This window comes from Arthrobacter sp. 9AX (assembly GCF_902506095.1).
Lineage (GTDB): Bacteria > Actinomycetota > Actinomycetes > Actinomycetales > Micrococcaceae > Arthrobacter.
In genome coordinates this window covers 3,847,348-3,859,771 of sequence record NZ_LR733293.1, presented here as the reverse complement: position 1 = coordinate 3,859,771, position 12,424 = coordinate 3,847,348, and the positions used below count along the sequence as shown (strand labels likewise).

At 66.0% G+C, this 12,424-nt stretch carries 13 protein-coding genes; 5 read left to right on the top strand and 8 right to left on the bottom strand.

The genetic code is table 11. The annotated features are described in order from the left end of the window. Positions 1-163: 163 nt before the first annotated feature. Positions 164-760 carry a DnaJ family domain-containing protein gene (locus tag BACI348_RS17890; RefSeq protein ID WP_159830292.1) on the top strand — a complete coding sequence of 199 codons (597 nt, stop codon included), beginning with the start codon at positions 164-166 and terminating at the stop codon, positions 758-760. Here the strand turns inward: BACI348_RS17890 and BACI348_RS17885 are convergent. Further along, positions 757-1,323 carry a GNAT family N-acetyltransferase gene (locus BACI348_RS17885; RefSeq protein ID WP_159828669.1) on the bottom strand — a complete coding sequence of 189 codons (567 nt, stop codon included), beginning with the start codon at positions 1,321-1,323 and terminating at the stop codon, positions 757-759. The genes BACI348_RS17890 and BACI348_RS17885 overlap by 4 nt on opposite strands. Before the next feature lie 121 nt (positions 1,324-1,444). Beyond that, complete coding sequence (locus tag BACI348_RS17880; RefSeq protein WP_159830290.1) at positions 1,445-3,619, bottom strand: transglycosylase domain-containing protein; 2,175 nt, start codon at positions 3,617-3,619, stop codon at positions 1,445-1,447. Between the two features lie 178 nt (positions 3,620-3,797). On the opposite strand from BACI348_RS17880, the gene BACI348_RS17875 reads away from it, so the two are divergent. Next, positions 3,798-4,421: a PadR family transcriptional regulator gene (locus BACI348_RS17875; protein WP_159828666.1), complete on the top strand. Its 624-nt coding sequence runs from the start codon at positions 3,798-3,800 to the stop codon at positions 4,419-4,421. 86 nt (positions 4,422-4,507) lie between these two features. Here the strand turns inward: BACI348_RS17875 and BACI348_RS17870 are convergent, their stop codons facing one another. From BACI348_RS17870 to BACI348_RS17860, 3 genes are all read right to left on the bottom strand, one after another. Further along, a complete protein-coding gene (locus tag BACI348_RS17870) occupies positions 4,508-5,851 on the bottom strand; it encodes an ammonium transporter (RefSeq protein ID WP_159828663.1) in 1,344 nt (447 codons plus the stop codon). Positions 5,852-6,294: 443 nt separating this feature from the next. Beyond that, complete coding sequence (locus BACI348_RS17865) at positions 6,295-7,089, bottom strand: carbon-nitrogen hydrolase family protein (RefSeq protein ID WP_159828660.1); 795 nt, start codon at positions 7,087-7,089, stop codon at positions 6,295-6,297. A gap of 89 nt (positions 7,090-7,178) precedes the next feature. Next, positions 7,179-7,415 carry a DUF2630 family protein gene (locus BACI348_RS17860; protein WP_159828657.1) on the bottom strand — a complete coding sequence of 79 codons (237 nt, stop codon included), beginning with the start codon at positions 7,413-7,415 and terminating at the stop codon, positions 7,179-7,181. Between the two features lie 55 nt (positions 7,416-7,470). Between BACI348_RS17860 and BACI348_RS17855 the strand changes: the two genes are divergently transcribed. Then, positions 7,471-7,869 (top strand): hypothetical protein, encoded by a 399-nt coding sequence (locus BACI348_RS17855; protein ID WP_159828654.1) that lies wholly within the window; start codon positions 7,471-7,473, stop codon positions 7,867-7,869. Between the two features lie 11 nt (positions 7,870-7,880). Here BACI348_RS17855 and BACI348_RS17850 read toward each other — a convergent pair whose 3' ends face one another. The 3 genes from BACI348_RS17850 to lhgD are packed head-to-tail and all read right to left on the bottom strand — an operon-like array spanning position 7,881 to position 9,857. Next, complete coding sequence (locus BACI348_RS17850) at positions 7,881-8,216, bottom strand: DUF202 domain-containing protein (protein ID WP_159828651.1); 336 nt, start codon at positions 8,214-8,216, stop codon at positions 7,881-7,883. Between the two features lie 4 nt (positions 8,217-8,220). After that, positions 8,221-8,625, bottom strand: coding sequence for a YidH family protein (locus BACI348_RS17845; protein ID WP_159828648.1), 405 nt, complete (start codon positions 8,623-8,625; stop codon positions 8,221-8,223). Between the two features lie 29 nt (positions 8,626-8,654). Further along, entirely contained in the window at positions 8,655-9,857 is a 1,203-nt protein-coding gene (lhgD, locus tag BACI348_RS17840) for an L-2-hydroxyglutarate dehydrogenase (protein WP_236557624.1), read from the bottom strand. A gap of 193 nt (positions 9,858-10,050) precedes the next feature. Between lhgD and BACI348_RS17835 the strand changes: the two genes are divergently transcribed. Together BACI348_RS17835 and BACI348_RS17830 are read left to right on the top strand one after the other, a co-directional pair. After that, positions 10,051-11,085, top strand: coding sequence for an LLM class flavin-dependent oxidoreductase (locus BACI348_RS17835; protein WP_159828642.1), 1,035 nt, complete (start codon positions 10,051-10,053; stop codon positions 11,083-11,085). 235 nt (positions 11,086-11,320) lie between these two features. Beyond that, complete coding sequence (locus BACI348_RS17830; protein ID WP_159828639.1) at positions 11,321-12,418, top strand: ferredoxin reductase; 1,098 nt, start codon at positions 11,321-11,323, stop codon at positions 12,416-12,418. The last annotated feature ends 6 nt before the right edge of the window (positions 12,419-12,424 follow it).

Sequence of the window (12,424 nt, the reverse complement as noted above, 5' to 3'; positions counted from 1 at the left end):
GCGGCTAAGTCTCTTCGGCACCAAACGGAGCGTACGACGGCGGGACGTCCCGCCGTCGTACGCTTTCCTTTTCCTCGGGCTGGCCGCGCACTGCAGGCGTTGAACCGGACGCAAAGCTTCTGAATACTGGAAGGAAGCATCATTTTCGAAGGCGGTGGCAGCGATGGGCGGCGGGGCGGAGGAACTCCGGAAGCGCCTGGAGCGTGCCGCGGAGGTCCGGTCCTACCGCGGAGCCGGCATCAGCGCGGAGGAGGAAGCCGCGCTCGATGCCCTTGATGCGCAGGAGCGCGAGAAGCGCCGGAAGGTCGGCGACGCCGCCCGGGCAGAGTACCTGGTCCGTGACGCGATGGCGCAGGGCAAGTTCGACAACCTCAAGTACGCGGGCAAGCCGATCCCGGGGCTGGGGGAGCGGTACGACCCCGACTGGTGGGTCAAGGGCCTCATCCAGCGGGAAAACATCAGCGGCCTGGGCCCCGCGGCCATCCTGCTGCGCACCGAGGACGCGGACCTGGACGCCAAACTCGATGCGCAGTACACCGAGCAGCAGGTGCGGGACATCCTGCAGGACTTCAACCGCCGCGTCATCGATGCCCGGCGACAGCTCCAGGGCGGTCCGCCTGTGATCACCAAAACGCGGGACGTGGAGGAAGAGGTGTCCCGGTGGCGGGAGCGCCGCGCCGCCCGAATCGCTGACGCGCCGCCGCCGGAACCTGAACCTCCCCGCCGGTGGTGGCAGCGGCTCTGGAAGGGCACGGGCTAGGGCCTGGCCTCGAAAAGCTCGCAGAGAGCGTTGTAATACCGGTCGGTCTGTCCCCGGTACGCCATCCCGATGCGCAGGCAGACCCGTTGGGACGCGGTGTTGGCGGGGGCCGTGACGGCCACAATCCTGTTCAGGCCGCTGCCCAGTCCGTGGGCCAGAACTGCGGCCGCCGCTTCCGTGGCGTAGCCGTTCCCCCAGCGGGCGGGGTGGAAATGCCAGCCGATCTCTGTGTCGCCTGAGGGCTGCAGTGGGAGTGCTTCGCCCGACGCCGGGATGGACTTGAGAAGCAGGGTGCCTGCGAGCGAGGGCGTGTTCCGGGGCCCGGCAGCGTTCTTCAGCGGGTCCTGCTCCTTCAGCTGGACTGCCCACACGCCATGCACCGGGTGGTCCATGCCTTGCCACACGCGGATGCGTTCCTCGGCTTCAGCCCGTTCCCTCATCACCTGAGGATGGTTGCCGATAAAGCGCTGCACCTCCCAGCGCGAGTAGAGGTCCAGCACGAAACCGGCGTCCTCCGGCTCCCAGGGACGAAGAATTAACCGCTCGGTTTCGAGGCTTTTCATCCCGCCAATCCTGCCACGGTGCTTTGCTGTGCAGGAGGGAATTCCGGTTTTCCACGTCGGGCGGGAGGGTCCGTGCTGTTGGTGTGGCCGGGGAGTGCACCTTGATATACCGTGCCTGCGGCTACCGACCCGGCGTAGGCGAAGGGCTGGAACCCAGCATGGAGGCGGGAGGTCCCGGGAACGGCGCGGCCGGGTAGAGCGGTCCCACTTTCACCATGTAGTTGGCCCACTGCGGTCCGGCGAGCATGTAACCATCCAAGCGGGGGTAGAACGTCCCATTGATGGTGACGTTCTGGCCGGCCCTCTTCTGGCCCTCCAGCGCGTCGCCGAAGAAGGAAGCTGTGGCCAGCCCTGTCGTGTAGCCGACAATCCAGGTGGCACCGTTGTTGTTGGAGGTGCCCGTCTTGGCAGCCGTTGGCCACTTGTCGTGGACTTTGGGGTTGACCCAGAAGCCGGAACCCTTCACCAGAACATCCTGCAGGACGGAGTTGACGCCGCGCGCCACATCAGGCTTCACGGCATCCCGGCAGGCCACGGGCTGCACCGGAATCTTCCCGCCGGTGGCGTCGGTAATCTCCAGCAGTGCGATCGGGTTGCAGTAGCGGCCGTCGTTGGCGAACGTGGCAAACGCGTTGGCCAGGTGCAGCGGAGCAACTCCGGTGGCGCCCAGCAGGTTGCCCAGTTGATGCATGTTGATGGGACTGCCGTCCAGGCCGCTGTGGAGACCCACACTATCCACCATTTTCTGGATCCCGCAGAAGTCCAGTTGGGTGGCTGAGGCGAAGGTGGCGGTGTTGATGGAGTTGTACAGGCCGTAGTTGACGGGCATGGGCCGGTAGAAGCCCTCCTCGGAGTTCTGCAGGTCATCCGCCGCCCCCAGCTCAGGGTTGTTCTGCGCTGTGCTGTAGGCGCCCAGCACCTTCCCGCAGCTTGAGCGCCACGGGAAACCCAGGGGATAAACCCGGCGGGAAGCGTCCACCACGGTGGTGATGGTCTTGCCCTCGTTCAACCACTCCGCGAACGTGAACGGCTTCATGGTGGAACCTGTCTGGAACCCGCCGGCACCGTTCAGGTCCTGGCCCTGGGGATCTTTGGCGTCCACGTTGAAGTTCAGTTGGGTGTCGAACTTGCCCGGCTCGGCAAGGAAGACAGTGTTCTGGGCCATCGCCAGGATCCTGCCTGTTCCGGGCTGCACCGTCACCAGCGCGGCACCCCAGCGGTCCGGGTTGGCTCCAGCCGTGGCGTCCACCTGCGCCTGGGCTGCGGCCTGCAGCCTGCTGTCCAGCGTGGTGGTGATGGTGAGCCCGCCCCGGTACAGTTTCCGCTCGCGTTCAGTCTGGTTGGGACCGAACGCGGGATTGTTCAAAATGAGATGCGAGATGTAGTCGCAGAAATACGGGGCCATAACAGCGTTGGCACAGCCCTGCCGCTCGGGACTGACCTTCAGCTCGATCGGTGTGGCAACGGCCTCGTCATGTTCTTGCTGGTTGATCTTCCCCAGCCGGAGCATCTCGCTGAGTACCTGGTTTCGGCGGGCCAGCGAGTTCTCTGGATTGATCGCCGGATTGTAGAAGGTAGGGCTGTTCACGAGCCCGGCCAGCAGCGCGGACTGCGGAAGGTTCAGGTCCTTGGCGGTAGTGCTGAAGAAGTACCGGGCGGCAGCTTCCACGCCGTAGGCGGCGCTGTTGAAGAACACGATGTTCAGGTAGCCCTCAAGGATCTGTTCCTTGCTGTACTTCTTTTCCAGTGCAATGGCCAATTTCATCTCCCGCAGCTTGTCCCCAACGTCCTTCTGCCCGCTGAGGGTCACCTCGTCCGGCCGGTCCTGCGAAAGCCGCGCCTCATTGATCACGTTGGTCACGTACTGCTGGGTGATGGTGGACGCGCCCTGCTGCTCGCCCTTGGTCAGGTTGGCCACCATAGCGCGGACGATGCCCTGGGGGTCGATCCCCGCATGCTCATAGAACCGGCTGTCCTCGATGGCAATGACGGCGTCCTTGATGTAGGGCGACATCTGGTCCAAGGGGATCCGGACGCGGTTCTCCGCATAGAAGGTGGCGATGGGCTGGCCATCGGAGGTGAGGACTTTGGTGGATTGCGACGGCGGCTGCACCGTGAGCTCCTCCGGCAGGCTTTCGAAAAAACCAATGGAGTTGCTGACTCCGAAACCGGCGGCTGCTACGGCCGGGACCACCAGGCTGGCCACCAGGACACCGCACGTAGCGCTTGCCGCGAGGAATCCCAGGAGCCTTCCCAGGGCAGAACCGCGCCTGCGCCTTCGCTTCTTCTTCGCCATGTCAAGCCCCCAAGCCTTGGAGAGTGCCACAAGACTACGTCGCCTTCGACGGGCGATCCAGAGGATGGGAGGTCATGATTTGATGAATTTTTCCATTGACTCAGCGATAGTTAACGACATATCGTTAACTATCGCCGGAGGCGGCGGTACCTCACCAGTATGAAAGGAAGATGCCACCATGAAAGGCATTCCAGAAGAAAATTTTCCAGGCCGGCAGCACGGCAGGGGCCGGTTTGAACGTGGCCGCGGACGGCGTGGCCCGCACGGACACAGGGGCGGGGGCTTCGGTCCGGGATTCGGGCCCGGTTTTGGCGGTGGCGGGCCGGGCTTCGGCCCAGGCTTTGGACCCGGTTTTGGCCGCGGTCCACGCAGGGCCAGCAGGGGCGACGTCCGTTCGGCCATCCTCTCGCTCCTGGCCGAGGCGCCCTCAAATGGTTACGGGCTGATCAAGGCCATTGCCGAAAAGACGGACGGGGCCTGGCGGCCCAGCCCGGGATCCATCTACCCAACGCTTCAGCAGCTGGTGGACGAGGAGCTCATTACTCCCCTGACCGAAGGCCGCGGTACCGAATTTTCGCTGACCGACACCGGAAGGGCATGGGTGCAGGAGCACGCCGAGGAGCTTGAGAACGCCTGGAACGCCGGGCCGGAGAACCCGGACCGGGACTTCCACCAAAGCATCGGAAAGCTGATGGCTGCTGTCCACCAGTTCCGCAGCGGCGTCACAGAGGAACAGCGGGCCGCGGCCATCGAGAAGATGGACGAGACCCGCCGCGCGCTGTATAAGATCCTCGCCGACTAGCAGTGCGGAGACGCAACGGGACAGTCCGGTCCGAATCCTCCAAGGGGAAAGGCTCCAAGGACCAGGCATGGAAAGCCTGGCCAGGTTCAGGCGAAGGAGTCTTCCTTGGCCTGCGGCGGGTTGGCCGCGGGAGTAGATCCAGCCGCGGAATGCGGTGCGGCAACTGCCTGCGGAACGCCGTGGCTCAACGGCCGGAAGCCGCCGCCGATTTCCCCGAAGGCGTAGGCGCTTTCGGCATGCTCGGCCAGGTCCACGCCGGCGGTCTCCGCCTCACGGCTGACCCGGAACCCGATGGTCCTGTTGATGGCACGGCCAATCACCAGGGTGCCGAGCCCGGAGAGCAGCACCGTGATGACCACGGCAACGGCCTGGGCGATGAGCTGCTGGAACCCGCCGCCATAGAAGAGCCCGCCGCCGTGGCCGTCCACCGGAAGGGCGATGAAGCCAAGTGCCAGGGTGCCGATAAGCCCGGCGCCCAGGTGGACTCCCACCACGTCCAGGGAATCATCCAGGCCAAAGCGGTACTTGAGGTCCACGAACACGGCGCAGGCGGCACCTGCCACCAGGCCCACGCCGATAGCGGCCACCGGGCTGATGTTGGCGCAGGACGGGGTGATGGCAACCAGGCCGGCCACAACACCGGACGCTGCGCCCAGGGACGTGGGGTGGCCGTGGCGGATCTTTTCCGTGATCAACCAGCTGAGCATGGCGGCAGCGGGGGTCACCAGGGTGTTGATCCAGATCAGGCCGGCCTGCTCCGCACTGGTGGCCGCGCCGCCGTTGAAGCCGAACCAGCCGAACCAGAGGATGGCGGCTCCCAACATGATGAACGGAATGTTGTGCGGGCGGTGGTTGGGGTCTTTCGCGAATCCGTGGCGTTGGCCCACGATCACGGCGAGGACCAGGGCCGCCGTGCCGGAGCTGATCTCCACCACAGCGCCGCCGGCAAAGTCGATGACCTGCCCGAAAACAGCCGTGACGGCTCCGCCGGCACTCATGAGGCCGCCGCCCCAGATCATGTAGGCGAGGGGGCAGTACACCACGGTAATCCAGATGGGTACGAACAGGGCCCAGGCGCCGAACTTGGCGCGGTCGGCAATGGCGCCGCTGATCAGGGCAACAGTGATGATCGCGAAGGTGGCGCTGAAGCCGGCCTTGATCAGGTCCGGCGATCCCATCAGGTTCTGCAGGCCGAAGTTGGCGAAGGGATTGCCGAAGATGCCGAGCACGCCGTCGCCGGTGGTCATGGAGTAGCCCCACAGCACCCAGATCACGCCCACAATGCCGGCGGAGATGAAGCTCATCATGATCATGTTCAGGGCTGCCTTCGCCCGTGTCATGCCGCCGTAGAAGAGGCCGAGGCCGGGGGTCATCAGCAGTACCATCGCGGCTGCAACCATCAGCCAGACGTGTTGGGCAGAAATCTCCACCGGAAGGTCCCTTCGCGTTGCGCCTCGAAACGAGGCGCTCTTAAGGCCCTCGCGTTTTCCCCCGCAGTCCATCTTTCGTTGTCTGTGTTTCGGGAAACGCGCCTGAAAGTTGCGCTCGCGTTACAGAAACGGCCGCTGTGTGAAGTCCCCGTGACGGAAATGTTTCAGCTATGTAAACAGCAGCCATCGGCCACGCGGCTCATTCCGGCCGGGAAGCGGCGCAAAGCCTTGGGGCACGGAGTCGGGATGAGGGACGAAGGTGAGATGCCGCCGTCGGCCGCAATCTCCCGCAGATGACAGGGCAATGAACGGAAACTCACCACTGAGTCCCGCCAACCCTTTCCTAAAGAACGACGGCGTCGCGCCGCTCAAAAGGTGCGGCGCGACGCCGTCTGTTGTTGCCTCAGCCGTGAAGGCTTAGCAGGGCAAGTTGCGTGAAGGGTTCAGAACTGGCGGGCGTTCGCCAGCACCGGGAGCTTGGCGCGGACCTCGTCCACGATGGCGGGATCGATATCAATGATGGCCAGTTCCGGCTTCCCGCCCAGCGCCACCACCGCCGAGCCCAGGGGAGTGATCACGGCGCTGTGGCCGATGCCGGTGGGGGCGGTGCCTGCAGGGCCGGCGCCCACGGTTTCGGGGTCGCCCTGGCCGCACGCCACCACAAACGTGGTGCTGTCCAGCGCGCGTGCCCGGACCAACAGGTCCCACTGCTCGGCCTTGCCTTCGCCGGCGCCCCAGGAGGCGCAGACGATGTTCACTTGGGCCCCGGCGCGGGCATTGGCCGTAAACAGGGCGGGGAAGCGGACGTCGTAACAGGTGGCCAGGCCGAAAACTGTGCCGTCGACTTCGAAGGTTACCGGGTCAGTACCGGCGTCCACCGTCTTCGACTCGGTGAAGCCGAAAGCGTCGAAGAGGTGCACCTTGTCATAGGAGGTATCCAGGCCCGGACCGGTGACCAGCAGGGTGTTGCGCACGCGGCCGTCCTTCCCTGGAGTGAACATTCCAGCCACGATCGCGATGCCCAGTTCGCCGGCCAGCGCCCGGACCTTCCCGGCCCAGGGACCGTCCAGCGGCTCCGCGATGTCCCGCAGGGAGTAGCCAAAAGCCCGCATGGAGGCCTCGGGGAAAACCACAAGCCCGGCGCCGGCTGCCTTGGCCCGGGTGGCGTAATCCCGGATCAGCTCCAGGTTGGCTTCAAGGTCTGCACTGCTGATGATCTGGGCGACTGCCAGACGCATGGGTGGCTCCGTTCTGTTCGCATGGCCCTATGGCTCAACGATCCCTTTGGCGCAACGATACCGCCAGAGCCGAACGGAACAGGGGCGGATTACTGCTTGTAGCCCTCAACCTCGGTGACCGGCCGGGCTTCGGCGTCGTTGGGGTTTTCGCCGGATTCCGCCTTGGCCCGGCGCTGGCGGAGCAGGTCCCAGGCCTGGTCCAGTCTTTCTTCGACCTGCCTGAGACGGTTCCGGTCCGGGGCCTGGCCATCTCCGGAGCCCTCACGGAGGGTGTGTTCCTCCTCCACAAGGGCCTGGATGCGGGCCAGAAGATCTTCGTCGTTCATGTCTATCCCTTCCGCCGGAACAATTCCCCCAGCCTACGCCTGTACCATCAAATTCATGCCCACTGTGCTTGATATGGCAGGTCCGATCCTGGAAATGCTCACCTGGTTGTGCCTGCCCGTCGGGCTGGGTCTTCTTTTCTACACAGGCTTCCTTCGGCGCTTTGTCCACCCGTGGGATGTGGCTGAAGCGGTGGTCTATTCGGACAGCACCGGCGTCGGCTTCCGTTGGTTCGACCGCAAGTACCAAGTGCACCACGCGCCGATGTCACCGCATGACATCAAGGACATGGCCGTGGGGGATACCCTCGCTGTCTATTACCACCCCAAGCGGCCCACGCAGTGGCAGACGACGGAGCCGGAGGAAGTGGGTAGAACAGCCTCGGTGCTGGGCCGTTGCCTCACCGCGATCGGCGCCGTGGCGCTGCTGGCAGGCTTCGTCCTGCCCATGTTTTAACCGGCGGAACGCTATGCGGCGAGGACCACGGCGATCCCGAGGCCGCCCAACGCAACGCCCGCGAAAGCCGTCCAGAGCACCGCGGTGATGTCGGCGTCGACCTTTTCCCTCGACAATCCGCGGGACCTGGCAGTGTACCGGCGCCGCTGGGTGAGGTAGATGGCCAGCGCGGCAGCCGCCGAGACGGCGAACAGCAGCAGGATGGGCAGGCCGTGCTGTGGTAGCCAGCGCAGGAAGATGGCGCTGACGGTCACCAGCGCCATCACCGTCCTGCCCCAGGCGAGGGTGGTGCGCTCGGGTTGAAGCCCGGGGTCGCCGTGGCTGCCGGCAGGGCGGGGGGCGTTCACAAGGTCAGCGCCAGAGGATAAAGATGAGCACGACGGCGGCGGCCAGCGCGCCTGCCCCGGCCAGCAGCGGGACGATGAGCGGCAGCGGCAGCGGGGCCTTGTTGCGCATGCTGCGCTCCACCCGCAGCCAGCGTACGGCAGAGCCGGCGCTCAGCAGCATTCCCAGCAGGAGCAGCACCACCGCCAGGCCCTTGCGGACCGGCTCCAGGAAGAGGTCGGAGGTGAACGCCTCCACAGCGATGCCGCCGGCCAGCAGGGCCAGGGATGTCCTGATCCACGCGAGGAACGTGCGCTCGTTGGCGAGGGTGAACCGGGGGTCGGGCTCCTCACCGCCGGGCAGGAGCCGCTCAGCGATTTTCCCGCGCGACGGCGGTCTGCCGGCATCGGCGCGCTGCTCGCTGTTGGTCACGGTGCCAGTCTAGCCACCGGCCCGCCGTGTCAGGCCGTGCGCAGCCGCACCGCCTTGGACGCCAGGTACTCGCCAATGGGAAGCGCCGCGGTGGCCGCCGGTGAGGGTGCGTTCAGGACGTGGATCATCCGGGCCGTTTCCGAGAGGAGGAAATCGTGAATGAGCGTGCCGTCACGGCGGACCGCCTGGGCCCTGATCCCTGCCTCGTGCGGCAGCAGGTCTGCCTTGGTGAGATCGGGGGCGTACTTCCGGCATTCCTGCAGATAGCTGCCCTTCAACAACGAATTCCGGACCTCGCGGACCGCCGTGGCTGCGTTGGCGCGGGCCACGCGCCAGAGGCCGGGGAACTTCAGGTACCGCCCCACATCGCGAAGGTCCACTGAAAACTTGGGGTATCGCTCCCGCGACAGTCCCAGGACGGCATTGGGCCCCATGGTGATGGTGCCCGCCATGGTGGGGGTGAGGTGGACGCCGAGGAACGGCAGGGCGGGATCCGGCACCGGGTAGATGAGATGGCGCACGTAGCCGGACTTGTCCGCGGGGAGCTCGAAGTACTCCCCGCGGAAGGGGATGATCTGCACGTCGATGTCCAAGCCGGCCAGCTCCGCGAGCCGGTCCGACTGCAACCCGGCGCAAGCAACCAACTGCCCACAGCTGTAGCGGCCTGCGGCGGTTCCCACTTCCACCCTGTCCGCATGTTCGGCGATGGAGGTGACCCTGGCCCCGGTGATGACCTGTCCGCCCTCCCCGGTGATCAGCTCTGCCAGCTTCCGGGCCACCGCGGTGTAGTCAACAATTCCCGTGCTGGGGATGAGCAGTGCGGTGAGCCCGGAGACGTTCGGCTCCCGCTCACTCAGTTCCGGCTGGTCCAGGCGCTCGCAGGCCAGGCCGTGGATGCCGGCCCGCTGTTCGAGCCGGCCCAGCCGTTCCTGCTCCGGCGGGGTGGTGGCGACGAGGAGCTTGCCGGGCTCCTGGAACGGGATGCCATGCTCCCGGCAGAACTCTTTTGTCTGTTGCGCGCCGGCCTTGCTGAAGCGGGCCTTGAGGCTGTCCGGGGCGTAATAGATCCCCGAGTGGATGACCCCGCTGTTGTGGGCGGTCTGGTGCGAAGCGAGGGTGTCCGCTGCTTCCAGCAGGATCAGCGAGGCTCCGGGCTCCTTTAACAGCAACTGGTAGGCAGTGGCCAGTCCTACGATGCCACCGCCGATAATGCAGTAGTCCGCCTGATCCACAGTCCGCCCCCATCTGATGAGTCTCTGGCCGCCAAGATTCTGCTTGTTCCGGTGATTCTGCAGCATCACCGGCGCCCCGGCCAGCGTAGGCGGTACTCGAATAGGGGCGGGTCACCACCGGGGGTGCTTCCGGGGGAACCCGGGGGCCGGGCATGCCGGGAATTCCCTGCGCAAGGGCGCAGTTGGGGGAGGTATGGAGCGTATCGGATTTCTTTCATTCGGCCACTGGGGCCCCGGCCAGGGTTCGCAAACACGGACGGCTGCGGACGCGCTGCTCCAGGCCATCGACCTTGCCGTCGCCGCCGAAGAGCTGGGAGTGGACGGTGCGTTCTTCCGGGTCCACCACTTCGCCCGGCAGCAGGCCTCGCCGTTCCCGCTGCTGTCCGCCATCGGCGCCCGGACCAGCCGGATCGAAATCGGCACGGGCGTGATCGACATGCGGTACGAAAATCCCCTCTACATGGCGGAGGAAGCCGCGGCGGCTGACCTTATCAGCGGCGGCAGGCTTCAGCTTGGCATCAGCCGTGGTTCACCCGAGCCGGCACGGCAAGGCGCGGCGGCCTTTGGCTACCGGCCCGAGCCGGGCGAAACCGACGCGGACATGGCCCGCCGGCACACCGCACTGTTCCGGAAGGCCATCACCGGCGCGGGTGTGGCTGAAGCGGACCCGCGCTATGCCGGCGGCGCCACCGGGCTGCTGCCCGTCCAGCCCCAGTCGCCGGGACTGGCGGACCGGATCTGGTGGGGAGCGGGCAGCCGGAAGACGGCCGTCTGGGCGGCGGAGATGGGGATGAACCTGATGAGCTCCACCCTGCTGACCGAGGACACCGGCGTTCCCTTCCACGAGCTTCAGGCGGAACAGATCCAGCTGTTCCGGGACGCCTGGGCGGCTGCGGGCCATAGCCATACGCCCAGGGTTTCGGTCAGCCGGAGTGTGCTTCCCATCGTGGACGCCGAGGACAGCCGCTACTTTGCCGGCAGCGCACTGCGGGACAGCCGTGACCAGGTGGGCATCATTGACGGCCTTACCGCCAGGTTCGGGAAGAGCTACGTGGGCGCCCCGGATCTGCTGGCCGAAGAGCTCGCTGCCGATACCGCAGTACAGGCCGCGGACACCCTCCTGCTCACCGTGCCCAACCAGCTTGGCGTCGATTTCAACGCCAAGCTCCTGGGCAACGTGGCTCGGCATATCGCGCCCGCCCTGGGCTGGAAGGCGGCCCGGCCCTGACTCCCTAAGTGCCTGCCGTAACCTGGCGGTCAACCCCGTAAAACATCAGTTCAGCGCCCTGTGCGCAGGTATGATAAGTATGCTTACTGAAATACCGGGGAACCTTCCGCATAACAAAGCCGTTACTCTTATAGTGCGGCTTTGGGGGCTTAGCGCCCTCATGACAGCGTGACTGCGGAACGGTCATATAACGGAGAGAGAGAAATATGGCCCGCGCCGTTTTAGGCTTTATCCCATGATCCGGCTACGTCAGCTGGCCCAGGCGGCCTCTGTGCTCACTACGCCTTTGGCGCCGGAAGACATCCTGGCCCTGTTCAACCCTGTCTACTCCGCCCGGCAGCTTCGCGGCGTCGTGACCCGGGTGGTCCAGGAGACCGCGCAGTCAGCCACCATCTTCTTCCGGCCCGGCCGCGGCTGGCACTCACACCTCGCCGGCCAATGGGCGCGGATCGGCGTCGAACTGGACGGAGTCCGCCACTGGCGGTCCTACTCCCTCAGTGCCCCGGCCGGCAAGGATCCGGCCATCACGGTTACCGACGTCGGTGCGGTCTCCGGCACGCTGGTCCGCACCACCCGCCCCGGCGACGTCCTGTTCCTGGCCCCGCCGCAGGGTGACTTTGTGCTCCCCGAGCACCCCCGCCCCCTGTTGATGGTCACCGCGGGCAGCGGCATCACCCCGGTGATGTCCATGATCCGCACGCTTGTCCCGCGGCGTCCGGATGCCGACGTCGTCCTGGTCCACTCGGCCCGCACCCCCGGCGACAGCCTCTTCCGTGAGGAGCTCGCCGAACTCGCCGACCAGTTCCCCAACTTCCGCCTGGCCCATTGGTTCACCGGCGAGCAGGGCCGCATGGACCTGACCAGCACGGCCCAGCTGGATGAGATTTGCCCGGACTGGAAGGAACGCGCGGCCTATGCCTGCGGCCCGGACAGCTTCCTGGACGACGCCGAGGCGCTGTGGAAGCGTGCGGCATTGACCACCGCCGCGCCCGGCACGGACGTCGCGGTTGCCGGCGGTGCCGGAAACCTGATGATCGAGCGCTTCAACACCGCTTTTGAAGGGGGAGTAGGGCACGACGGCGGCCTGGTCACCTTTGAAGCCTCCGATCGGGAGGTGGAATCCGACGGCGATACCCCCATCCTGGACGTCGGTGAGGACGCCGGGGTGCTGATGCCCAGCGGTTGCCGCATGGGGATCTGCCACAGTTGTCTCACCCCGCTGCTGTCCGGGCAAGTGCGCGACCTCCGCACGGGGGAAGTCCACGGCGAGCCCGGCCAACTGATCCAAACGTGTGTCTCGGCAGCCGCCGGACCCGTCAACCTCGAAATCTGAGGAGCA